This window comes from Variovorax sp. SPNA7 (assembly GCF_033807855.1).
Classification (GTDB): domain Bacteria; phylum Pseudomonadota; class Gammaproteobacteria; order Burkholderiales; family Burkholderiaceae_C; genus Variovorax; species Variovorax beijingensis.
In genome coordinates this window covers 3,776,398-3,798,588 of record NZ_CP138513.1, presented here as the reverse complement: position 1 = coordinate 3,798,588, position 22,191 = coordinate 3,776,398, and the positions used below count along the sequence as shown (strand labels likewise).

The window sequence follows — 22,191 nt, the reverse complement described above, 5'->3', positions numbered from 1 at the left end:
TGTCTCTTGTGAGACGCATACTAGCCCAGAAGCAAAGCAATTAACGCGCCACTGAGCGTGAGTACAGGGAGGGTTTGCATCATGTGTTCTGGAGTTGGCCGGTGAGGCCGGCACGCGCGTCCGGCGGCGCTGCGGCATCGTCGTGGGCCTTTGCTGCGCTGGGCGGATCGCTCGTCGGCGCGGCCTTGCAGTTGCACCAGCCGAGGCTGTGGAGCGCGGGTGCCTATGCGGCGCTGCTCTTCGCAGGCTTGGCCGGCATGGCGGCACTGTCGCGCCGATGGCGCCGGCCGCTTCGCGCGTGGCGCATGCCGGCAGGGCTTGCGATGGCCCTTGCGCTGGCCTCCGGAGCGCTTGCCGCCGGCGGGCTCGCGGGCTGGCGCGCGGTGGCCTATGCAGGGGGCGCGCTCGACCCGGCTCTCGAAGGCCGCGACCTGCAGGTGGTTGGCGTGATCGCGCAGATGCCCCAGCGCAACGAGGGCGGCACGCGCTTTCGGCTCGATGTGGAGTCGGCGCGCTGGGCTGACGGGCGCGCCGGGACTGCGCCACGCGTTCCGGCGCGCATCGCGCTCGGCTGGTACCGCGAGGACAGCGCTCTTTGGGGACGTGCGACGGAAGGCCGTGCCGCAGCCGGCGATACGGCTGCGCTGCATGCAGGCGAACGCTGGCGCCTCACGGTGCGGCTCAAGGCGCCGCACGGCAATCTCAATCCACATGGCTTCGACAACGAACTGTGGCTCTGGGAGCAGGGCGTGCATGCCAGCGGCTATGTGCGGACCGGTGCCCGCGATGCCGCACCGGCACATCTGCAATCCACGTGGCTGCATCCCGTCGAGCGTGCGCGGGAGGCGGTGCGCGACGCGGTGTTCGAGCGCGTGGCCGACGCGCGGCAGGCGGGCGTCATCGCCGCACTCGTCACCGGCGACCAAAGCGCCATCGATCGCAGCGACTGGGATGTGTTCCGCGCCACCGGCGTGGCCCACCTGATGTCGATCTCGGGGCTGCACATCACCATGTTCGCCTGGCTCGCCGCGCATGCGGTGGGCGCGCTCTGGCGGCGCAGCGGCCGGCTGATGCTTCGCGTTCCCGCGCCGCAGGCCGCGCTGGCCGGCGGCGTGCTGCTGGCCGGGCTCTATGCGCTTTTCAGCGGCTGGGGCGTGCCTTCGCAGCGCACGGTGTGGATGCTCGCGACCGCGGCGCTGCTGCGGCTCACGGGGCGGCGCTGGCCGTGGCCTCATGTCTGGCTGCTGATCGCGGCGGTGGTGGTGGCCGTCGACCCGTGGGCGCTGATGCAGGCCGGGTTCTGGCTCAGCTTTGTGGCGGTCGGCATCCTGTTCGCGACCGGCTTCATGCGGCCGGCCGAGGAGGCGGCGGGCCGGTCGGCCCGGCTGCTGGCGTTCTTCCGCGAGCAATGGGTGATCACGCTCGCGCTGACACCGCTCAGCCTGCTGCTTTTCCAGCAGGTGTCGGTGGTGGGCCTGCTGGCCAACGCGGTGGCGATCCCCTGGGTCACGCTGGTGGTCACGCCGCTGGCGATGCTGGGGGCCGTGGCGGCACCGCTCTGGGATCTTGCCGCCTGGGCTGTGCAGGCGCTGGCCCTGCTGCTGCGGTGGCTGGCCGCACTGCCGTATGCCACGGTCTCGATGGCGGCGCCGCCCGTGTGGATGGCGGCGTGCGGCGTGGCGGGCGGCGTTTTGCTCGCGATGCGGCTGCCCTGGTCGCTGCGCACGCTGGGCCTGCCGCTCCTCTTGCCGGTGCTGCTCTGGCACGCGCCCCGGCCGGCCGCGGGGCAGTTCGAACTGCTGGCCGCGGACATCGGGCAAGGCAACGCGATTCTCGTGCGAACCGCAACGCACAGCCTGCTGTACGACGCGGGCCCGCGCTACAGCCTCGAGAGCGACGCCGGCCACCGCGTGCTCGTGCCCCTGCTGCGCGCCTTCGACGAGCGCCTGGACATGCTGGTGCTGAGCCACCGCGACAGCGACCACACCGGCGGCGCGCCCGCGGTGCTCGCGATGCAGCCGCAGGCGGCGCTGTTGAGCTCGATCGAAGCCGCGCACCCGCTGCAGTCGGTGCGCCCGGCCCGGCGCTGCGAGGCGGGCCAGCGCTGGACCTGGGACGGCGTGGATTTCGAGATCCTCCATCCGGCGGCGGGCGACTACCTTTCGTTCACCAAGCCCAATGCCGTGTCGTGTGTGCTGCGCATCGCCAACGGCCGCGCCACGGTGCTGCTGGCCGGCGACATCGAGCGCCTGCAGGAGGCCGCGCTGGTGTCGCGCACGGCCGACCTGCGCGCCGACGTGCTGCTCGCGCCGCACCATGGCAGCAAGACCTCGTCGAGCGCGCTGTTCCTCGAAGCGGTGCGTCCGCGCATCGCGCTGGTCCAGGCGGGCTACCGCAACCGTTTCGGCCACCCGGCCCCGGAAGTGGTCGAGCGCTATGCCGCGCAGGGCGTGAAGCTGGTCGAGAGCGTGCCTTGCGGCGCCGCGCTGTGGCGCAGCCGGGAACCGGCCGAAGTCGGCTGCGAACGGGAGCGCAATGCCCGCTACTGGCACCACCGCCTGCCGTGAAAGCGGGCGGCGGCGCGGTGTTTCGCCTCAACATAGGGCTTTCACTGGCCTCGAACTTGCTAAGCTATGGCTCAAGGAGATTGGTCGTTCCATGCACAAATTCGACGAGATGTATGAGCAGTTGCCCTATGCGGGGGCTGCAATCCGACAGCACTACAAGCGCTACGACCAATGGCTTGCGAAGCAACCCGGCGAGGTGATGCGATCGCGGCGAGAAGAGGCGGAAATGATCTTCCGCCGGGTCGGCATCACCTTTGCGGTGTACGGCGCCAAGGACGAGGACGGTTCCGGCACCGAGCGGCTCATACCGTTCGACCTGCTGCCGCGCATCATTCCGGCCCACGAGTGGGAGAGCATGGAAAAGGGACTGGTGCAGCGCGTGACGGCGCTCAACCGCTTCCTGCATGACGTTTACCACGACCAGGAAATCATCAAGGCCGGCATCATTCCGGCCGAGCAGATCCTGAACAACGCGCAGTTCCGCCCCGAGATGATGGGCGTCAACGTGCCGCACAACGTCTACTCCAACATCTCGGGCATCGACATCGTGCGCGCCCCCGATGCCCAGGGCAACGGCGAGTACTACGTGCTCGAGGACAACCTGCGCGTGCCCAGCGGCGTGAGCTACATGCTGGAGAACCGCAAGATGATGATGCGGCTCTTCCCCGAGCTGTTCAACCAGAACCGCATCGCGCCCGTGGCGCACTACCCCGACCTGCTGCTGGAAACGCTGCGCGCCAGCGCACCGCCCGCCACGGCCGAGCCCACGGTGGTGGTGCTCACGCCCGGCATGTACAACAGCGCCTACTTCGAGCACGCCTTCCTTGCCCAGCAGATGGGCGTCGAACTGGTCGAGGGGCAGGACCTGTTCGTGAAGGACAACTTCGTCTACATGCGCACCACGCGCGGGCCGCGGCGCGTCGACGTGATCTACCGCCGCGTCGACGACGACTTCCTCGACCCCGAGGTGTTCCGGCCCACCTCCACGCTCGGCTGCGCGGGCCTGATGCGCGCCTACCGCGAGGGCAACGTCGTCATCTGCAATGCCGTGGGCACCGGCGTGGCCGACGACAAGTCGATCTACCCCTACGTGCCCAAGATGGTCGAGTTCTACCTCGGCGAAAAGCCGATCCTGAAGAACGTGCCCACCTACATGTGCCGCAACAAGGACGAGCTGCAGTACACGCTCGACAACATGAAGGACCTGGTCGTGAAGGAGGTGCACGGCGCCGGCGGCTACGGCATGCTGATCGGCCCGGCCGCCACACAGGCCGAGATCGAGGACTTCAAGAAGGCCGTGATCGCCAAGCCCGACGGCTACATCGCGCAGCCCACGCTGAGCCTGTCGACTTCGCCGACCTTCGTCGATGCCGGCATTGCGCCGCGCCACATCGACCTGCGCCCCTTCGTGCTTTCGGGCAGCGAGGTGCAGATGGTGCCCGGCGGCCTCACGCGCGTGGCGCTCAAGGAGGGCTCGCTGGTGGTCAATTCATCGCAGGGCGGCGGCACCAAGGACACCTGGATCCTCGAAGCCGACCGCGCGCCCAGGCCCAACAAGGCGGCGCAGTCGCAAAGCCAATCGTAGGAGCACAAAAGATGCTGTCACGCACCGCCGATCACCTTTACTGGATGTCCCGCTACACCGAGCGCGCGGAGAACACCGCCCGCATGCTCGACGTCAACTACCAGACCTCGCTGCTGCCCCAGTCGGCCGAAGTGGCCAAGTACGGCTGGCAGGGCGTTCTGTCCATCAGCGAGCTGCTGCCTTCGTACAACAAGAAGTACGAGCAGATCACGCCGCACGACGTGATGGAGTTCATGGTCAAGGACGAGAGCAATCCGTCTTCCATCCTTTCCTGCCTGAAGGCCGCGCGCGAGAACGCGCGGGCGGTTCGCGGCGCGCTCACCACCGAAGCCTGGGAAACCCAGAACACCACCTGGCTCGAAGTCAACCGCATGCTGCGCGCCGGCGATTTCGAGCGCGACCCGGCCCAGTTCTTCGAATGGGTCAAGTTCCGCTCGCACCTGTCGCGCGGCGTCACGCTCGGCACCATGCTGCAGGACGAGGCGTTCTACTTCTCGCGCCTTGGCACCTTTCTGGAGCGCGCCGACAACACCGCGCGGCTGGTGGACGTGAAGTTCCACGCACTCAACAGCGAGTTCTTCGGCACCGCCACCGAAGAAGACCAGGAGTACGACTTCTATCACTGGAGCGCGATCCTGCGCAGCGTCTCGGCCTTCGAGGTGTACCGCAAGGTGTACCGCGACGTGATCAAGCCCGAGCGCGTGGCCGAGCTGCTCATTCTTCGCGCCGACATGCCGCGCTCGCTGCATGCGAGCCTGGTCGAAGTGGTGAACAACCTCGCCAAGGTGCAGAACGAGCAGAGCGCCGAAACCCAGCGCCGCGCCGGCAAGCTGCTGGCCGACCTGCAGTACGCGCGCGTCGACGAGATTCTCGCGACCGGGCTGCATGCCTATCTCACGCAGTTCCTCGACCGGGTGAACGAACTCGGCGGGCGGATCAGTCAGGACTTCCTGGTTCCGGCGCACTGAGCCCTGCGCCTCGGGCCGGGATCGTCGCCGACAACGGGGCGAGGTTCCCGGCTGCTGCTTCAGGCAGGTGGTGATGCGGCAGCCCGCTCCCTGGCGTCTCTGCACTTGAGTTGCAGTTGCTGGAAATGCGACCGCCATGCCACCGCGTCGAACCAGCTCTCGACATCGAGCCTGAGCGATACGCGGCGCACGCCATCGTGATACTGCGTCACCTTGACCCGCAGGCCGTCATTCGCCGGGGCGGAAGCGATATCGACCTGCGAGTTCGTCAGCGCGATGACCAGGCGCTCGCCCGGGTCCGCGTTGCGGGATTTCTTCAGCACGAGATGGCAGCTGTCCTGTTTTGCGAGCTGTCTGTTCCCCGCGCCTGCTGCCAGATAGCGATTGAGCGCCTTCAGGTGGGCGGATGCGGTCATGCGCCTGTCGTCCAGCGCGTCTTCGATGGGATAGCGATCGCCGCACCCTGATGCCAGGATGCAGGCAAGCAGCGACAGGCTCAGGGCTCGTCTCATGAGCGGGGACGCGGATGGGGCGCCATGGTGCGCTGCGTTCGGCAACATCCTGCAAGTATCGGCCATGGCGTGCTTGTCGATGGACGGCGCACGCGGCGACTCAGGGATATCCCCCACGGAACTTATTGCGCCTCACAGGCCCAGACGGGCTCGCCCGGCATCGCCGGACATATTCGTGAAGCCCGATAGAAAGGAACCGTCCCTCCATGTTCAGATCCAGCCGACTGCCCGCGCTGCTCCTCGCATTCGTTCTCTCGTGGATGGCACTGCCGTCCGCATTCGCCGCCGAGCGGCAGATGGTCAGTTCCGCGGCCAAGACCCTGAACATGCGCACCGGTCCGGGCCAGCGCTACGAAGCGCACTGGACCGTGGGCAAGGGCTACCCGTTCCGCGTCATCGGCAGGAAGGGCGACTGGCTGCGGGTCAGCGACTTCGAGAACGACAAGGCATGGGTCTACCGCCCGATGACCAGCAGGACGCCGCATCACGTGGTGAAGGCGAAGGTGGCCGTGCTGCGCAGGTCGCCGAGCACGCGCAGCCCGGTGGTGAAGCGGGCGGTCTATGGCGACGTGCTGCGCACGCTCGAACGCCGGGGCGGCTGGGTCAAGGTCCGGCATGAAGGCGGCGGCACCGGCTGGGTGGCGCGGCGCCTGGTGTGGGGCTGGTAGGCCTCAGGTCGCCGTGGCCTGCCGCACCGCGCGCTCCCAGCGCGCCATCGACTCCTCGGCCTGCGCGCGGCCCATGGTCGGCATGAAGCGCCGCTCCACCTTCCACAGCTTCGACAGCTGCCGCGCGTCGCTGTAGACGCCGGTGGAAAGGCCCGCAAGGTAGGCGGCGCCGAGCGCGGTGGTCTCGATCACTTCGGGCCGCACCACGGGAATGCCCAGCAGGTCGGCCTGGAACTGCATCAGCAGGTCGTTCACGCTGGCGCCGCCGTCCACGCGCAGTTCGGCGACGGGTGTGCCGCCGGCCGCCACCGCGTCGCGGCTCATGGCCTGCAGCAGCGCGGCGCTCTGGTAGGCGATGCTCTCGAGCGCGGCGCGCGCGATGTGCGCCACCGTGGTTCCGCGCGTGAGGCCGGTGATGGTGCCGCGCGCATCGGCGTCCCAGTAGGGCGCGCCCAGGCCGGTGAAGGCCGGCACCATCATCACGCCGCCCGCGTCGGGCACGCTTTCGGCGAGCGACTGCACTTCGGCGCTGCCCTTGATGGCCTTCAGGCCATCGCGCAGCCACTGCACCACGGCGCCGCCGACGAAGACGCTGCCTTCCATCGCGTACTGCGGCGTGGCGCTGGTCTGCGCGGCGCTGGTCACGAGCAGGCCGTTGTGCGAGGGCTGGAATTCGCCGCCCGTGTGCATCAGCAGGAAGCAGCCGGTGCCGTAGGTGTTCTTGGCCATGCCGGCCGCAAAGCAGGCCTGGCCGAAGAGGGCGCTCTGCTGGTCGCCGGCCACGCCGCCGAGGGGCAGCGCGCGGCCGAGCAGGGCCGCGTCGGTGTCGGCAAAGTGCGAGCTCGAGGGCTGCACGTTGGGCATGAGCGCGGCGGGAATGTCGAGCGCCTTGAGCAGGTCGGCATCCCATTCGTTGCGGTGCACGTTGAAGAGCATGGTGCGCGAGGCGTTGCTCACGTCGGTCACGTGCACCTTGCCGCCGGTGAGCTGCCACATGAGCCAGCTGTCGACGGTGCCGAAGGCGAGTTCGCCGCGCTCGGCCTGCGCGCGCGCGCCGGGCACGTTGTCGAGCAGCCAGCGCAGCTTGGTGCCGGAAAAATAGGCATCGATGACGAGCCCGGTCTTCTCCTGGATGGTGGTGGTCATGCCTTGCTCGCGCAGCTGCGCGCACATCGGCTCGGCGCGCCGGTCCTGCCAGACGATGGCGTGGTGCACCGGCTGGCCGGTCTTGCGGTTCCACAGCAGGGTGGTCTCGCGCTGGTTGGTGATGCCGATGGCGTGGATGTCCGCAGGCTGCAGCTTGGCCTTGGCGAGCACGTCGCGCGCGGTGGCAAGCTGGCTCTGCCAGATCTCCATCGGGTCGTGCTCGACCCAGCCGGGGCGCGGATAGATTTGCGTGAGCTCCTTCTGCGCAATGGCGACGATGCGGCCTTCGCGGTCGAACACGATGCTGCGGGAGCTGGAGGTGCCTTGGTCGAGGGCGAGCAGGTAGGTCATGGCTTGAATGGTCCTCGGGGTCGGGTCATGTCATTTGTTCTTGGCGCTGTTGTTCTTGGCGCTGTTGTTCAGGGCGTGTGCACAGAGCATCGGGTACTCCCCTCCGCGAATGTCCCCCGGGGGCTGCGCCCCCTCCTCCTTGATTTCGCTGCGGGGAGCACCCGATGCTCTGTGCACCTGGGCACGCTCTGGGTGCACCGCTGATCAACGACTGCTCTGTCCAACGCTCCCGCCGATGGGGTGCCTTGCGCAGCGAAATCAAGGGGGAGGCCGAAGGCCGGAGGACATTCGCGGAGCAAGGTACCCCGTCGGCGGGATCGCGCCCTGAACAAGGCAGCTCAAACACGACAGAGAAGCAAGTTTTCATCTTCAATCGCGCGCAATCTCGAGCCGAACCTGCGCCGCATGCAGCAGATCGGCAAAAGGCGCCGGCGGCTCCGCGTCGGTGAAGAGGCGGTCGATCTGCGAGAGCGTGCCCAGCTGGATCATCGCGGGCCGGTTGAACTTGCTCGCGTCCGCTGCCAGCCAGACCTCGCGCCCCTGCGCGATGATGGTCTGCGCCACCTTCACCTCGCGCAGGTCGAAGTCGCGCAGCGACCCGTCGGGCTCGATGCTCGACACGCCGATCAGCGCGATGTCCACCTTGAACTGGCGGATGAAATCGATGGTCGCCTCGCCCACGATCGCGCGGTCGCGCGGGCGCACCGAGCCGCCCGCCACGATCACCTCGCACGAGGTGTTGCCGCTCAGGATCGTCGCCACGTTCAGGTTGTTGGTGATCACGCGCAGGCCCGTGTGGCGCAGCAGCGCCTTGGCGATGGCTTCGGTGGTGGTGCCGATGTTGAGGATCAGCGAGCAGTCGTTGGGCACCAGCTCGGCCACGCGCCGCGCGATGCGCGCCTTGCCCTCCGCGTGCAGCGTTTCGCGCTGCTGGTAGCCGATGTTCTCGGTGGTGGAGCTCGGCACGCGCACGCCGCCGTGAAAGCGCGTGAGCAATCCCTGGTCGGCCAGCCGCTGCACGTCGCGCCGCACCGTCTGCAGCGTGACGCCCAGCATGTCGGCCAGTTGCTCGACGGTGACCGAGCCGCGCGTGCGCACGGTATCGAGAAGATTGATCTGGCGCGGATTGGAGTTCACAGAAACGTCGTGGAAAGCGGGAAGACTCTCCAGAGAGTACAGGCCGTGCCACTTTAAAACGAACGAAAACGAATCTTACTAAGGGAAAACTCGGAGGAAAATCGCGTCAAAAGGAATCCAAATGAAAAGACGCGAAAATACAATGGCGCCCTTCCGTGACCGAAGTCATGAACCAACGGGCCCATCTTCTGTGAGCGATTTCTCCTCCAATCCGCCTTCGCCGGCAACCGATTGCGACGTGCTGATCGTCGGCGGCGGCATCAACGGCTGCGGCATTGCGCGCGACCTGGCCGGACGGGGCTGGCGCGTGGTGCTGTGCGAGAAGGACGATCTCGCCTCGCACACCTCGTCGTCGTCCACCAAGCTGATCCACGGCGGCCTGCGCTACCTGGAGTACTACGAGTTCTCGCTCGTGCGCAAGGCGCTGCAGGAGCGCGAGGTGCTGCTCAAGAGCGCGCCGCACATCATGTGGCCGCTGCGCTTCGTGATGCCGCACGACCCTTCGATGCGGCCGGCCTGGATGATCCGCATCGGCCTGTTCATGTACGACCATCTCGCCAGGCGCGAAGTGCTGCCGGGCTCGCGCAGCATCGACCTGCGCAGCCATGCGGCCGGCGCGCCGCTCAAGCCGCAGTTCAAGCGCGGCTTCGTCTATTCCGACGGCTGGGTCGACGATGCGCGGCTCGTGGTGCTCAACGCCATCGACGCCAGGGCGCGTGGCGCCGAGGTGCTCACGCGCACCCGCTGCGTCCATGCGCAGCGCGATGCCGATGGCTGGACCGCCATGCTCGAAGCCGCGGACGGCGGCATCCGCGTGGTGCGCGCGCGCGCCGTGGTCAATGCCGCGGGGCCGTGGGCGGAATCGTTCCTGCGCGGCGTGGCGCAGTCGGCCAAGGGCGAGCCGCTGGCCACGCGGCACCTGCGGCTGGTCAAGGGCAGCCACATCGTGGTGCCGCGCCTGTTCGAGCACGACCATGCCTACATCTTCCAGAACCCCGACAAGCGGATCATCTTCGCGATTCCCTACCAGGACGAGTTCACGCTGATCGGCACCACCGACATCGAGCTGAACGGCGACGATCCCGGCGCGGCGTGCATCGCCGAGGAGGAAATCGCCTACCTCTGCCTGCAGGCGAGCCGCTATTTCGACAAGCCGGTCAAGCCGGCCGACGTGGTCTGGACCTATTCGGGCGTGCGCCCGCTGCTCGACGATGCGTCGGGCGATCCGTCGGCCGTCACGCGCGACTACATGCTGGAGTCGAACACCACCGCGGCGCCGCTGCTGTCGGTGTGGGGCGGCAAGATCACCACCTTTCGCAAGCTGGCCGAGGACGCGGCCGACGAGGTCGGCAAGATGCTCGGCCAGTCGAGCGCGCAGCGTCCGCCCTGGACCGATGGCGCCTTCCTGGCGGGCGGTGATCTTTCCGCATGGATCGGCGCCGCCACCCGGCCCGACGACGATTTCGAACGCTTCGTGGCCGCGGTGCAGGCACGCCATGCATGGCTGGACGCGCGGCTCGCGCGCCGGCTGGCACGTGCCTACGGCGCGCGCGTGGCCGAGCTGCTCGGCGATGCCAAGTCCATGGAAGACATGGGCGAGGCCGTGGCGCCGGGGCTCCACGAGCGCGAGCTGCGCTTTCTGCAGGAGAACGAGTGGGCCGTGAGCGCCGACGACGTGCTCTGGCGCCGGTCGAAGCTCGGCCTGCGCTACACGGCCGAAGAGCGCCGGCAGGTGGCCGCCTGGCTGCAGGCGCGCACCACCAACAACAGCTACATGATCAACGGGGAGCGCTGATGCAATTGACTCTGGAGCGCGTCACCAAGAAGGTTGGCGCGCAGACGTGGCTCTACGAACAGGACATCGCGCCCAGGAGCGGCGCGGTCACCGTGCTGCTGGGCGCCACGCAGGCCGGCAAGACCAGCCTGATGCGCCTGATGGCGGGACTCGACACGCCCAGCACCGGCCGCGTGCTGGTCGACGGCAAGGACGTGACCGGCATGCCGGTGCGCGAGCGCAACGTGGCCATGGTGTACCAGCAGTTCATCAACTATCCATCGCTCACGGTGGCCGACAACATCGCCTCGCCGCTCCGGCTGCGCGGCGAGAAGAACGTCGAGGCGCGCGTGAAGGCGCTGGCCGACAAGCTGCACATCGGCATGTTCCTCGACCGCCTGCCGGCCGAGCTGTCGGGCGGGCAGCAGCAGCGCGTGGCGCTCGCGCGCGCGCTGGCCAAGAACGCGCCGCTGATGCTGCTCGACGAACCGCTGGTGAACCTCGACTACAAGCTGCGCGAAGGCCTGCGCGAAGAGCTCACGCAGCTGTTCGCCACCGGCGATTCGACGGTGATCTACGCCACCACCGAACCCGGCGAGGCGTTGCTGCTGGGCGGCTACACGGCCGTGATGGACGAGGGCGAACTGCTGCAATACGGCCCGACCGCCGAGGTGTTCCATGCGCCGCAATCGCTGCGTGTGGCGCGCGCCTTCAGCGATCCGCCGATGAACCTGTTGGCCGGCACCGCAACGCCCGGCCGCGTGCAGCTCGCAGGCGGACCGTCGCTGGCGCTGGCGGTGCCTGAAAGCGCTTCGGGCGCGGTCACGGTCGGCCTGCGCGCGAGTGCATTGAACGTGGACGCGGGGGAGGGCGACATCGCCTTGCCCGGCAAGGTGGAGCTGGCCGAGATCTCGGGCTCCGACACCTTCGTGCACGTCGAGACGGCGGTCGGCGAACTGGTGGCGCAGCTCACCGGCGTGCACCGCTTCGAGCTGGGCGCGCCAATCACGCTGTACTTCAGCGCCTCGCAAGCCTATGTGTTCGATGCCGGCGAAAAGCTGGCGCTCGCGCCGGAGAAATAGGATGACCCCCAGTCTTCGCGCACTTCGTGTCGCTTCGCCAACCCCCTTCCAGGGGGCAACACCAGCGGCCCGGCAAAGCCGGTTCCGCGGTGTTCCGCGAAAAGATATCGATTGTTTCAGTGATTGCGTATCGCGCGGAAGCGTGAAGGAGAGCTGACATGGCACGCATCGATCTCGACCTGGCCCACGCCTACCGTCCCAACCCGAAGCAGGACAGCGACTATGCGCTGCTGCCGCTCAAGATGAGCTTCCGCGATGGTGGCGCGTACGCCTTGCTCGGCCCCTCGGGCTGTGGCAAGACGACCATGCTCAACATCATCTCGGGCCTGCTGGTGCCCTCGCAGGGCACGGTGACCTTCGATGGCCGCGACATGACGCGCGCCACGCCGCAGGAACGCAACATCGCGCAGGTGTTCCAGTTTCCGGTGATCTACGACACCATGACCGTGGCCGAGAACCTTGCGTTTCCGCTGCGCAACCGCAAGGTGCCCGAAGACCAGATCAGGAAGCGCGTCGGCGAGATTGCCGAGATGCTCGACATGAGCGGCCAGCTGAACCAGCGCGCCTCGGGCCTTGCGGCCGATGCCAAGCAGAAGATCTCGCTCGGCCGAGGCCTGGTGCGCAGCGACGTCTCGGCCGTGCTGTTCGACGAGCCGCTGACGGTGATCGATCCGCACCTCAAGTGGCAGCTGCGCCGCAAGCTCAAGCAGATCCACCGCGAGCTCAAGCTCACGCTGATCTACGTGACGCACGACCAGGTCGAGGCGCTCACCTTCGCCGAAGAGGTGGTGGTGATGACGCGCGGCAAGGCCGTGCAGGTGGGCAGCGCCGAGGCGCTCTTCGAGCGGCCGGCGCATACCTTCGTCGGCCACTTCATCGGCTCGCCGGGCATGAACTTTCTTTCTGCGAAGAACGCGAACGGTGCGCTCGAGGTGGCGGGCACGCCGCTCGTGCCGACGCGCGAACTGCCGCAGGGCGCACTCAAGATCGGCATCCGGCCCGAGTACCTGCGCCTGTCGAACGCGGGCGCCGCCGGCGCCGTGCCGGCCGTGGTGAAGCAGGTGCAGGACGTCGGCACGCACGCCATGCTGAGCGCCGAGGTCGATGGCGGCGTGGTCAAGGTGCGCCTGCACTCGGACGACCAGCCGCCGGCAGTGGGCGACACCGTGTGGCTGCGGGTGCTCGACACCCACACCTGCTACTACAAGGACGAGGAGCTGGTCGCATGAGCGCAGCGCCGGGCCGCCCCAAGCAAGCTCGCACCGCAGTGCGGAGCACGGAGGTACTTCAATGAACGCAACCAACAAGCCCATCAACCAGAAGGCCTGGTGGCTCGTGCTGCCGGTGCTGATCTGCGTGGCCTTCTCGGCCATCGTGCCGCTGATGACGGTGGTCAACTATTCGGTGCAGGACATCATCTCGCCCGACCGCCGCGTGTTCGTCGGCACCGAGTGGTTCGCCTCGGTGATGCGCGACGACGAGCTGCACCAGGCGCTGTGGCGCCAGCTGGGCTTTTCGCTGTCGGTGCTGCTGGTGGAGATTCCGCTGGGCATCTGCCTGGCGCTGTCGATGCCGGCCAAGGGCTGGAAGTCTTCGGCGGTGCTGGTGGTGGTGGCGCTGTCGCTGCTGATTCCGTGGAACGTGGTCGGCACCATCTGGCAGATCTACGGCCGTGCCGACATCGGCCTCCTGGGCCATGCGCTGCAGAAGCTGGGTATCGACTACAACTACACGGGCAGCGCGACAGACGCGTGGCTCACGGTGCTGGTGATGGACGTGTGGCACTGGACGCCGCTGGTGGCGCTGCTGTGCTTTGCCGGCCTGCGCTCGATTCCCGATGCCTACTACCAGGCCGCGCGGATCGACGGTGCGAGCAAGTTCGCGGTGTTCCGCTACATCCAGCTGCCGAAGATGCGCGGCGTGCTGATGATCGCGGTGCTGCTGCGCTTCATGGACAGCTTCATGATCTACACCGAGCCCTTCGTCCTGACGGGCGGCGGGCCGGGCAACGCCACCACCTTCCTGAGCCAGTACCTCACGCAGAAGGCCGTGGGGCAGTTCGACCTGGGGCCGGCGGCCGCGTTCTCGCTGATCTATTTCCTGATCATCCTGTTGTTCTGCTTCGTGCTCTACAACTGGATGCAGCGGGTCGGGACACAGGAAGTCGAGGTCGAGAAATGACTTGTTCCTGGTCCTCCTATTCAGGGCGCGCTCCCGCCGACGGGGTACCTTGCTCCGCGAATGTCCTCCGGCCTGCGGCCTCCCCCTTGATTTCGCTGCGCAAGGCACCCCATCGGCGGGAGCGTGATTCAGAGCGGTCGTTGATCAGCGATGCACAACGAGCGTGCCCTCGTGCACAGGGCATCGGGTACTCCCCGCAGCGAAATAAAGGAGGAGCCCGAAGGGCGGGGGACATTCGCGGAGGGGAGTACCCGGTGGCCTGTGCACCCGCCCTGAACGAGAGCGCCAAGAAAAAGCAGCAACATGCCGTGGAGCAACCGACATGAACGATAAGAGATTCCGCAAACGCAGCATCTTCCTGGTGCTGTACATCCTGTTCGCGCTGCTGCCCATCTACTGGATGGTCAACATGAGCTTCAAGACGAACGAGGAAATCGTCTCCAGCTTCTCGTTCTTTCCGCACGAGCTCACCTGGGCCAACTACGCGCGCATCTTCACCGACGAGTCGTGGTACTCGGGCTACATCAACAGCCTGATCTACGTGGCCATCAACACCGTGATCTCGCTCACCGTGGCGCTGCCGGCGGCCTACGCGTTCTCGCGCTATTCGTTCCTGGGCGACAAGCACGTCTTCTTCTGGCTGCTGACCAACCGCATGACCCCGCCCGCGGTGTTCCTGCTGCCGTTCTTCCAGCTCTACAGCACCGTCGGGCTCATGGACACCCACCTGGGCGTGGCGCTCGCGCACCTGCTGTTCAACGTGCCGCTGGCGGTGTGGATCCTCGAAGGCTTCATGAGCGGCATCCCGCGCGAGATCGACGAGACAGCCTACATCGACGGCTACTCGTTCCCGCGCTTCTTCGTGAAGATCTTCCTGCCGCTCATCAAGGCCGGCGTGGGCGTGGCGGCGTTCTTCTGCTTCATGTTCAGCTGGGTCGAGCTGCTGCTCGCGCGCACGCTCACCAGCGTGAACGCCAAGCCCATCGTCGCGACGATGACGCGCACCGTGAGTGCCTCCGGCATGGACTGGGCCACGCTGGCCGCCGCCGGTGTGCTCACCATCGTGCCGGGCGCGATCGTGATCTGGTTCGTGCGCCACTACATCGCCAAGGGTTTCGCGATGGGCCGCGTTTAAGAGGAGGCGAAAAGACATGTTCGACTGGATGGTCTGGACCACCCCGGTGGCCGTTTTCTTCATCTGCATCGCGCTCATGCTGGTCGGCATGACGGTGTGGGAGTTCAAGTCGCCCACCACCATGCGGCGCGGCTGGCTGCCGATTGCCACCACGCGTGGCGACCGGCTCTTCATCGGGCTGCTGGCCGCTGCCTACGTGAACCTGGCCTTCATCGGCCTGGCCGGCAAGTTCCAGGAATGGATGAGCCTGGAAGCCGAGCCCTCGATCTGGATCAGCTTCGTGCTGTCTATGTTTCTTCTGGCGCTGGTGATGCGCAAGGGCTGAGCCCGACGATTTTCAGACGCGACCGGCTCTCCGCCTCCCCGGAGCCGCGATCGAAAAAACCGGGGAAGCTTTCAACCGAGGAGACACATTCATGAAGATGCGCTACACGGCATTGGCAATGGCAGCGGCGGTGTTCGCCGCGCAGGGAGCATGGGCCGCAGAGCCCGAGGCCAAGAAATGGATCGACAGCGAGTTCCAGCCATCCACGCTCAGCAAGGACCAGCAGGCTGCCGAGATGAAGTGGTTCATCGATGCGGCCAAGAAGCTGCAGGCGAAGGGCGTCAAGGAGATCTCGGTGGTGTCGGAAACCATCACCACGCATGAATACGAATCGAAGACGCTCGCCAAGGCCTTCGAGGAAATCACCGGCATCAAGGTGAAGCACGACCTGATCCAGGAAGGCGACGTGGTCGAGAAGCTGCAGACCTCGATGCAGTCGGGCAAGTCGATCTACGACGGCTGGATTTCCGACTCCGACCTGATCGGCACGCACTACCGCTACGGCAAGATGATGAACCTGACCGACTACATGGCCGGCGCAGGCAAGGAGTTCACCAACCCGGGCCTGGACATCAAGGACTTCATCGGCACGAAGTTCACCACCGCGCCCGACGGCAAGCTCTACCAGCTGCCCGACCAGCAGTTTGCCAACCTCTATTGGTTCCGCGCCGACCTGTTCGACCGCAAGGACCTGAAGGACAAGTTCAAGGCCAAGTACGGCTACGACCTGGGCGTGCCGCTCAACTGGAGCGCGTATGAAGACATCGCCGAGTTCTTCAGCGTCGACGTCAAGACCATCGACGGCAAGCCGATCTACGGCCACATGGACTACGGCAAGAAGGACCCGTCGCTCGGCTGGCGCTTCACCGACGCATGGCTCTCGATGGCCGGCACCGCCGACATCGGCAACCCCAACGGCATGCCGATCGACGAGTGGGGCATCCGCGTGGCTGACGACAAGTGCACGCCGGTGGGTGCCTCCGTGTCGCGCGGCGGCGCCACCAATTCGCCGGCCGCCGTGTACGCGCTCACCAAGTACATCGACTGGATGAAGAAGTACGCGCCCAAGGAAGCCATGGGCATGACCTTCGGCGAATCCGGCCCGGTGCCGGCGCAGGGCCAGATCGCGCAGCAGATCTTCTGGTACACGGCCTTCACGGCCGACATGACCAAGAAGGGCCTGCCCGTGGTGAACGAGGACGGCACGCCCAAGTGGCGCATGGCGCCCGGCCCGAACGGCCCGTACTGGAAGCAGGGCATGCAGAACGGCTACCAGGACGTGGGTTCGTGGTCGTTCTTCAACGGCCACGACGCCAACAAGACGGCCGCCGCCTGGCTCTACGCCCAGTTCGTCACGTCCAAGAGCGTCTCGCTCAAGAAGACCATCGTCGGCCTGACGCCGATCCGCGAATCGGACATCCAGAGCAAGGCGATGACCGACATGGCGCCCAAGCTCGGCGGCCTGGTCGAGTTCTACCGCAGCCCGGCCCGCGTGGCCTGGACGCCCACCGGCACCAACGTGCCCGACTACCCGAAGCTCGCGCAGCTCTGGTGGAAGAACGTGGCCGAGGCCGTCACGGGCGAGAAGACCCCGCAGAAGGCGATGGACAACCTGGCCGACGAGATGGACAACGTGATGGCTCGCCTGCAGCGCGCCGGCATGGCCCATTGCGCGCCCAAGCTCAATGCCAAGGGCGATCCGAACAAGTGGCTGAGCGACAAGAACGCCCCGTGGAAGAAGCTGGCCAACGAGAAGCCCAAGGGCGAGACCATCGAGTACAGCAAGATGCTGACAGCCTGGAAGGAAGGCAAGGCGCGCTGAGCGGCTGCTTCTTGCCGAACAGCGTTTGACGAAGGGCCGCGCCGAAAGGGTGCGGCCCTTTTTTTCGTCCATTCGTGGGATCGACGCGACGGCATGACCAATGGCAGATGCGCCAGTGCTACGGTTGGCTTACATTCGACGGCCCCCGCCTTGCCCCAGCACGTGAACTCAAGCATTTCCAGCCCCGCCGCGCGCATCAAGCGTGTCCTGGTGATCCACTATTCGCAGACCGGCCAGCTCGGCAGCGTCGCCGAGCAGATCGTCGCGCCGCTCAGGGCCGATCCGGGGATTTCGGTGCACGTCGAGACCCTGCGCCCAGAGGCGGATTTCCCGTTTCCCTGGCCCTTCCTGACCTTCTTCGACGCGTTCCCGGAGTCGGCCCACATGAAGCCGCCGCCGCTGGCGCCGCTCTCGCTCACGGGCGATGAGCAGTTCGACCTGGTCATCCTGCCCTACCAGGTGTGGTTCCTGGCGCCGTCGCAGCCGGTCGTCGCCTTTCTCAAGCATCCGCTGGCCCGGCGCCTGCTCGAGGGCAAGCCGGTGGTCACGGTCATTGCCTGCCGCAACATGTGGCTGCTCGCCCATGAAAAGCTCAAGGGCCTGCTCGACGCGGTGGGCGCGCGCCTGATCGACAACGTGGTGCTCACCGATCCCGGCCCGACGCTGGCCACCTTCTTCACCACGCCGGCCTGGCTGATCTGGGGCCGCAAGCGCGGTTTCTGGGGCATGCCCGATGCGGGCCTGAGCGACGCACAGATCCAGGGCGCGGGCCGTTTCGGCCGGGCGCTGCGCGAGGCGCTGCACGGCGACCGGGAGCGCGGATCGCAGCCGCTGCTCGCGGGCCTGGGTGCGGTGCAGGCCGATGCGCGGCTCCTCATCAGCGAAAAGGCCGGCACGCGCAGCTTTTTCCTCTGGGGCAAGCTGATCATGGCGGCGGGCCGGCCCGGCGCCTGGCAGCGCAAGCCGCTGCTGCTGCTCTACGTGGTGTTCCTGCTCGTGCTCATTGTCACGGTCGTGCCGGTGAGCTTGACCCTCCAGGCGCTGCTGCGGCCGTTGTTCAAGGGGTGGCTGACTAAAATGACAGCCAGCTTCGAACGCCCTTCGGGCTCGGCCACGGACCGTTTCCCCCTCTATGACGACTGAAGTCTTCCTGACCCGCACCGCCGCCTTCCTGCCCTTTTCCCCGGTCAGCAATGAAGACATCGAAGACGTCCTCGGCCGCATCGGCGGCAAGGCCTCGCGCGCGCGGCGGCTGATTCTTCGCAGCAACGGCATCCAGTCGCGCCACTATGCGATCGACCGGGCCACCGGCCGGCTCGCCATGAGCAATGCGCAGCTCACCGCCGAGGCCATCCGGGCGCTCGGCGACATCGGCCCGGTGGACTGCCTCGCCACCGGCACCTCGCTGCCCGACCAGCTGATGCCCAACCACGCGGTGATGGTGCACGGCGAGCTCGGCTGGCCGCGCCTCGAAGTGGTGGCTTGCGCGGGCATCTGCCTGGCGGGCACCACGGCGCTCAAGCACGCTTGGCTCTCGGTGCGCTCGGGCGATGCGCGGCGCGCGGTGGCCACCGGCTCGGAACTGGCCTCGGCCGTGATGCGCGGCTCCAGGTTCGAAGCCGAGCTCGAGCACAAGCTCCAGGCGCTCGAGGAGCGGCCGGAACTCGCCTTCGAGAAAGACTTCCTGCGCTGGATGCTTTCCGACGGCGCCGGCGCGGTGCTGCTCGAGCGCGAGCCGCGCGGCCCGCTGTCGCTGCGCGTGGAATGGATCGACCTGTCTTCCGCCGCGCACGAGCTGCCGGTGTGCATGTACGCGGGCGCCGACAAGAATGCCGAGGGCGGGCTCGACGGCTGGGCGCGCATCGCCCCCGAAGACTGGCGGCGCGAGTCGACCTTTGCGGTCAAGCAGGACGTGCGCCTGCTCAACGAGAACATCGTGCGCGCCACGCTGGGCGAGCCGCTGGCGGCCATCGTCGAGAAGCGCGGGCTGAAGGCTGCGGACGTCGACTGGTTCCTGCCGCACCTGTCGTCCGGCTATTTCGTCGAGCCCGTGAGCCGCTGCCTCGAGCAGATGGGCTTTGCCATTCCGCGCGAGCGCTGGTTCAGCAATCTCGCGACCAAGGGCAACACCGGGTCGGCATCCCCCTACATCATGCTCGACGAACTGTTCCGCTCGGGCCGCATCAAGCCCGGCCACAAGCTGCTGATGTTCGTGCCCGAAAGCGGCCGCTTCTCGAGCGGCTTCATCTACATGGAAGCCGTGTGACATGAACCACGCCACAACTCGCCGGGAGGCCTGACATGGACCTCGACGCTGTTCCGCAAGAAGGCAACGCCACCCTCGACGGCCACGCCAAGCTCATGTACGCGCGCGACGCGCAGGGCCGCGTGGTCACCACCCGCTCGCGCGGCTGGGAGGCGGAGGAAATCGTCACCAGCCATGCGGTCGACGTGCTCGTCGAGCAGGCCCGGGACGCGAAGGAACGCGCGGCCCGGGGACTCGCGTCGCCGCTCGAATTCTGGATGTACGAGCGCCGCATGGACGTGGCGCTGCTCTCGCAGACCAGCGGCTTCTGGCAATGGCGCGTGCGGCGCCACCTGAAGCCGAAGCACTTCGCAGCGCTGCCCCAGAAGCATCTGGCGCGCTATTCCGAGGCGCTGGGACTTCCCGTTTCCACCTTGCAGGGCCTGCCGTGAAATTCGAACACCAGCAAGCGGCGCATTGCGAAAGCGGCGTCATCTCGAACCTCATGCGCCACCACGGCGTGCCCATGACCGAGAGCATGGCGCTCGGCCTGTCGTCGGCGCTGTCGTTCGCCTACCTGCCGTTCATCAAGCTCTCGGGCCTGCCTCTCATCTCGTACCGCATGCCGCCCAAGGCCATCATCAAGGGCCTGCTGGCGCCGATGGCCGCGCGCTTTCGCTTCGAGACCTTCCGCAGCGCCGAGGCCGGCGCGCAGCGCCTCGATGCACTGCTCGCGGGCGGGCAGATCGTGGGGCTGCAGACCTCGGTCTACTGGCTGCCGTACTTTCCGCCCAACATGCGCTTCCACTTCAATGCGCACAACCTGCTGGTGTACGGCAAGGAGGGCGACGACTACCTGATCAGCGACCCGGTGTTCGAAGAGCCGGTGCGCTGCGCCAGCGCCGATCTTTCGCGTGCGCGCTTCGCCAAGGGCGTGCTCGCGCCCAAGGGCCTCATGTACTACCCGCAAGCCATCGAGCGCAAGACGGTCGATGCGGCGTCGGTGACCAAGGCGATCCGCAAGACGGTGCGCACCATGCTCGCGCCGGTTCCGATCGTCGGCGTGCGCGGCATGCGCACGCTCGCCAGGCGCATGCAGAAGCTGCCGCCGGGCGATCCGCGCAGCGTCGACTTCATCGGCCACGTGGTGCGCATGCAGGAAGAAATCGGCACGGGCGGGGCGGGCTTTCGCTTCATCTACGCGGGCTTCCTGCAGGAGGCGGCGCAGCTGCTCGACAAGCCGCAGCTGCAGCAGATGTCCGAGCGGCTGATCGCCATCGGCGACGATTGGCGCGCATTCGCACTCAAGGCCGCGCGCATGGTGAAGGGCCGCGAGCCGGTCGATCCTGTGGCGCTGGCCGACAAGCTGCGCGAGCAGGCGCAGCAGGAAGAAACCTTCTTTCGCGACCTCAGGGCCGCTGTCGCCTGAATGGGATCTTGTTCTTCTGTTCGTCGCGTTGTGTTTGGCGTGCGTGCTTCTGGGCGCTGCTGTTCAGGGCGCGTGCACAGGCCACCGGGTACTCCCCTCCGCGAATGTCCCCCGGCTTCGCCTCCTCCTTTATTTCGCTGCGGGGAGCACCCGATGCCCTGTGCACAGGGGCACGCTGCTATTGATCCTGCGATCAACAACCGCTCTGCGCAACGATCCCGCCGATGGGGTGCCTTGCGCAGCGAAATCAAGGAGGAGGCCGCAGGCCGGGGGACATTCGCGGAGCAAGGTACCCCGTCGGCGGGAGCGCATCCCGAACAGCACCCCCCCGAACAAGACACAGCCCGATGCTGGAACTGAAGAACCTAGGCCACCGCTATCCGCACGCCGACGCGGCTGCGCTGGCCGATGTCTCGCTTGCGGTGCCCCGGGGCTGCGTGATGGGACTGCTCGGCCCCAACGGCGCGGGAAAGACCACGCTGATCTCGCATCTGTCGGGTGCACTGGCCGTGCAGTCGGGTGAGATCCGCATCGACGGCCAGCCGCTGCAGCAGGTGCGCGCCAAGGCACCCACGCGCATCGCGGTGGCGCCGCAGGACCAGGCCTTCTATCCGATGCTCACGGTGGCCGAGAACCTGGCCTGCTTTGCCGCGGCGGGCGGCCTCGCCGGTGCGCGCAAGAAGGCGCGCATCGAGGCCTGCACACGTTTTTCACAGCTCGAACAGTTTGCCGGCGTGCGCGCCGAGCGGCTCTCGGGCGGCCTCAAGCGCCGCCTCAACCTGGCCATCGCACTGCTGCCCGAGCCCGAGCTGATGCTGTTCGACGAGCCCACGGTGGGCGTCGATCCGCAGTCGCGCGCCTTCATCCTCGATGCCATCAAGAGTCTGGCGCAGCAGGGCGCGGCGGTGATCTATGCCTCGCACTACATGGAAGAGATCGAGGCCATTGCCGACCGCGTGGCCATCCTCGACCATGGCCGCGTGCTGCGCGAAGGCTCGCTCGAGGAACTGCTGTCGAAGAGCGCCATGCTGCTCACGCTGGCGGCCGACGGGCTCGACGCGCAGAAGCTCTCGCGCTTCGGCACGGTGGAGCAGGGCGGCGTGCACTGGCGCATTCACCTGCGCGAAGGCACCGGCCCCGGCCCCGTGCTGCAGGCCCTGGAAGCCGAAGGCATCGAGGTGCGCCACGCCGAGTTCGGCCGCCACGATCTCGAGCAGCTCTTCATGGCGCTCACCCATCGCTCGCTGCGCGATTGAAGAACCCC

The 22,191-nt window shown here is 67.1% G+C and carries 19 protein-coding genes; 16 read left to right on the top strand and 3 right to left on the bottom strand.

Annotated features, from left to right (window positions below; all coding sequences use genetic code 11):
* Positions 1 to 101 precede the first annotated feature (101 nt).
* The 3 genes from RZE77_RS17800 (at position 102) to RZE77_RS17790 (ending at position 5,120) form a co-directional block, all read left to right on the top strand.
* Positions 102 to 2,567 (top strand): DNA internalization-related competence protein ComEC/Rec2, encoded by a 2,466-nt coding sequence (locus RZE77_RS17800; protein ID WP_319438591.1) that lies wholly within the window; start codon positions 102 to 104, stop codon positions 2,565 to 2,567.
* Between the two features lie 91 nt (positions 2,568 to 2,658).
* Positions 2,659 to 4,152 carry a circularly permuted type 2 ATP-grasp protein gene (locus RZE77_RS17795; protein WP_012748500.1) on the top strand — a complete coding sequence of 498 codons (1,494 nt, stop codon included), beginning with the start codon at positions 2,659 to 2,661 and terminating at the stop codon, positions 4,150 to 4,152.
* An 11-nt stretch (positions 4,153 to 4,163) separates the two neighbouring features.
* Positions 4,164 to 5,120, top strand: coding sequence for an alpha-E domain-containing protein (locus RZE77_RS17790; protein WP_012748499.1), 957 nt, complete (start codon positions 4,164 to 4,166; stop codon positions 5,118 to 5,120).
* Positions 5,121 to 5,179: 59 nt separating this feature from the next.
* On the opposite strand, the gene RZE77_RS17785 is transcribed toward RZE77_RS17790, so the two are convergent.
* Complete coding sequence (locus RZE77_RS17785) at positions 5,180 to 5,632, bottom strand: hypothetical protein (RefSeq protein WP_319438590.1); 453 nt, start codon at positions 5,630 to 5,632, stop codon at positions 5,180 to 5,182.
* Positions 5,633 to 5,838: 206 nt separating this feature from the next.
* Between RZE77_RS17785 and RZE77_RS17780 the strand changes: the two genes are divergently transcribed.
* Complete coding sequence (locus RZE77_RS17780) at positions 5,839 to 6,300, top strand: SH3 domain-containing protein (RefSeq protein ID WP_319438589.1); 462 nt, start codon at positions 5,839 to 5,841, stop codon at positions 6,298 to 6,300.
* 3 nt (positions 6,301 to 6,303) lie between these two features.
* On the opposite strand, the gene glpK is transcribed toward RZE77_RS17780, so the two are convergent.
* Together glpK and RZE77_RS17770 are read right to left on the bottom strand one after the other, a co-directional pair.
* Positions 6,304 to 7,797 (bottom strand): glycerol kinase GlpK, encoded by a 1,494-nt coding sequence (glpK, locus tag RZE77_RS17775; RefSeq protein WP_319438588.1) that lies wholly within the window; start codon positions 7,795 to 7,797, stop codon positions 6,304 to 6,306.
* Positions 7,798 to 8,166: 369 nt separating this feature from the next.
* The gene (locus RZE77_RS17770; protein ID WP_018907393.1) at positions 8,167 to 8,934 is read right to left on the bottom strand and encodes a DeoR/GlpR family DNA-binding transcription regulator; all 768 of its coding nucleotides are present in this window, start codon (positions 8,932 to 8,934) and stop codon (positions 8,167 to 8,169) included.
* Positions 8,935 to 9,055: 121 nt separating this feature from the next.
* Here RZE77_RS17770 and glpD point away from each other — a divergent pair, with 121 nt between their 5' ends.
* From glpD to RZE77_RS17710, 12 genes are all read left to right on the top strand, one after another.
* Positions 9,056 to 10,729, top strand: a complete 1,674-nt coding sequence (gene glpD / locus RZE77_RS17765; RefSeq protein WP_319438587.1) for a glycerol-3-phosphate dehydrogenase — start codon at positions 9,056 to 9,058, stop codon at positions 10,727 to 10,729.
* A complete protein-coding gene (locus tag RZE77_RS17760) occupies positions 10,729 to 11,790 on the top strand; it encodes an ABC transporter ATP-binding protein (RefSeq protein WP_319438586.1) in 1,062 nt (353 codons plus the stop codon). Before glpD ends, RZE77_RS17760 begins: the two co-directional genes overlap by 1 nt.
* Positions 11,791 to 11,948: 158 nt before the next feature.
* Positions 11,949 to 13,019, top strand: a complete 1,071-nt coding sequence (locus RZE77_RS17755; protein WP_319438585.1) for an ABC transporter ATP-binding protein — start codon at positions 11,949 to 11,951, stop codon at positions 13,017 to 13,019.
* A 61-nt stretch (positions 13,020 to 13,080) separates the two neighbouring features.
* Positions 13,081 to 13,971 carry a carbohydrate ABC transporter permease gene (locus RZE77_RS17750; RefSeq protein WP_319438584.1) on the top strand — a complete coding sequence of 297 codons (891 nt, stop codon included), beginning with the start codon at positions 13,081 to 13,083 and terminating at the stop codon, positions 13,969 to 13,971.
* A gap of 322 nt (positions 13,972 to 14,293) precedes the next feature.
* Positions 14,294 to 15,106 carry a carbohydrate ABC transporter permease gene (locus RZE77_RS17745; RefSeq protein ID WP_018907388.1) on the top strand — a complete coding sequence of 271 codons (813 nt, stop codon included), beginning with the start codon at positions 14,294 to 14,296 and terminating at the stop codon, positions 15,104 to 15,106.
* A 16-nt stretch (positions 15,107 to 15,122) separates the two neighbouring features.
* Positions 15,123 to 15,431 (top strand): DUF2160 domain-containing protein, encoded by a 309-nt coding sequence (locus RZE77_RS17740; protein ID WP_319438583.1) that lies wholly within the window; start codon positions 15,123 to 15,125, stop codon positions 15,429 to 15,431.
* 91 nt (positions 15,432 to 15,522) lie between these two features.
* Positions 15,523 to 17,253, top strand: a complete 1,731-nt coding sequence (locus RZE77_RS17735; protein WP_319438582.1) for an ABC transporter substrate-binding protein — start codon at positions 15,523 to 15,525, stop codon at positions 17,251 to 17,253.
* 162 nt (positions 17,254 to 17,415) lie between these two features.
* Positions 17,416 to 18,396 carry a dialkylrecorsinol condensing enzyme gene (locus tag RZE77_RS17730; protein WP_319438581.1) on the top strand — a complete coding sequence of 327 codons (981 nt, stop codon included), beginning with the start codon at positions 17,416 to 17,418 and terminating at the stop codon, positions 18,394 to 18,396.
* The gene (locus RZE77_RS17725) at positions 18,386 to 19,519 is read left to right on the top strand and encodes a beta-ketoacyl-ACP synthase III (RefSeq protein ID WP_319438580.1); all 1,134 of its coding nucleotides are present in this window, start codon (positions 18,386 to 18,388) and stop codon (positions 19,517 to 19,519) included. Before RZE77_RS17730 ends, RZE77_RS17725 begins: the two co-directional genes overlap by 11 nt.
* Before the next feature lie 35 nt (positions 19,520 to 19,554).
* Entirely contained in the window at positions 19,555 to 19,950 is a 396-nt protein-coding gene (locus RZE77_RS17720) for a DarG family dialkylresorcinol biosynthesis protein (protein ID WP_319426683.1), read from the top strand.
* Positions 19,947 to 20,927, top strand: a complete 981-nt coding sequence (locus tag RZE77_RS17715; protein ID WP_319438579.1) for a BtrH-related acyltransferase DarH — start codon at positions 19,947 to 19,949, stop codon at positions 20,925 to 20,927. The genes RZE77_RS17720 and RZE77_RS17715 overlap by 4 nt, the downstream gene beginning before the upstream one ends.
* A gap of 347 nt (positions 20,928 to 21,274) precedes the next feature.
* Positions 21,275 to 22,183 carry an ABC transporter ATP-binding protein gene (locus RZE77_RS17710; protein WP_319438578.1) on the top strand — a complete coding sequence of 303 codons (909 nt, stop codon included), beginning with the start codon at positions 21,275 to 21,277 and terminating at the stop codon, positions 22,181 to 22,183.
* Positions 22,184 to 22,191: the final 8 nt, after the last annotated feature.

Bases quoted from the DNA above. Each gene is read 5' to 3' on its own strand.
- RZE77_RS17745 (WP_018907388.1), top strand. From the start codon at position 14,294: ATGAACGATAAGAGATTCCGCAAACGCAGCATCTTCCTGGTGCTGTAC.
- glpK (WP_319438588.1), bottom strand. From the start codon at position 7,797: ATGACCTACCTGCTCGCCCTCGACCAAGGCACCTCCAGCTCCCGCAGC.
- RZE77_RS17750 (WP_319438584.1), top strand. From the start codon at position 13,081: ATGAACGCAACCAACAAGCCCATCAACCAGAAGGCCTGGTGGCTCGTG.
- RZE77_RS17740 (WP_319438583.1), top strand. From the start codon at position 15,123: ATGTTCGACTGGATGGTCTGGACCACCCCGGTGGCCGTTTTCTTCATC.
- glpD (WP_319438587.1), top strand. From the start codon at position 9,056: ATGAAAAGACGCGAAAATACAATGGCGCCCTTCCGTGACCGAAGTCAT.
- RZE77_RS17790 (WP_012748499.1), top strand. From the start codon at position 4,164: ATGCTGTCACGCACCGCCGATCACCTTTACTGGATGTCCCGCTACACC.
- RZE77_RS17795 (WP_012748500.1), top strand. From the start codon at position 2,659: ATGCACAAATTCGACGAGATGTATGAGCAGTTGCCCTATGCGGGGGCT.
- RZE77_RS17755 (WP_319438585.1), top strand. From the start codon at position 11,949: ATGGCACGCATCGATCTCGACCTGGCCCACGCCTACCGTCCCAACCCG.
- RZE77_RS17760 (WP_319438586.1), top strand. From the start codon at position 10,729: ATGCAATTGACTCTGGAGCGCGTCACCAAGAAGGTTGGCGCGCAGACG.
- RZE77_RS17720 (WP_319426683.1), top strand. From the start codon at position 19,555: ATGGACCTCGACGCTGTTCCGCAAGAAGGCAACGCCACCCTCGACGGC.
- RZE77_RS17780 (WP_319438589.1), top strand. From the start codon at position 5,839: ATGTTCAGATCCAGCCGACTGCCCGCGCTGCTCCTCGCATTCGTTCTC.
- RZE77_RS17725 (WP_319438580.1), top strand. From the start codon at position 18,386: ATGACGACTGAAGTCTTCCTGACCCGCACCGCCGCCTTCCTGCCCTTT.
- RZE77_RS17710 (WP_319438578.1), top strand. From the start codon at position 21,275: ATGCTGGAACTGAAGAACCTAGGCCACCGCTATCCGCACGCCGACGCG.
- RZE77_RS17735 (WP_319438582.1), top strand. From the start codon at position 15,523: ATGAAGATGCGCTACACGGCATTGGCAATGGCAGCGGCGGTGTTCGCC.
- RZE77_RS17785 (WP_319438590.1), bottom strand. From the start codon at position 5,632: ATGAGACGAGCCCTGAGCCTGTCGCTGCTTGCCTGCATCCTGGCATCA.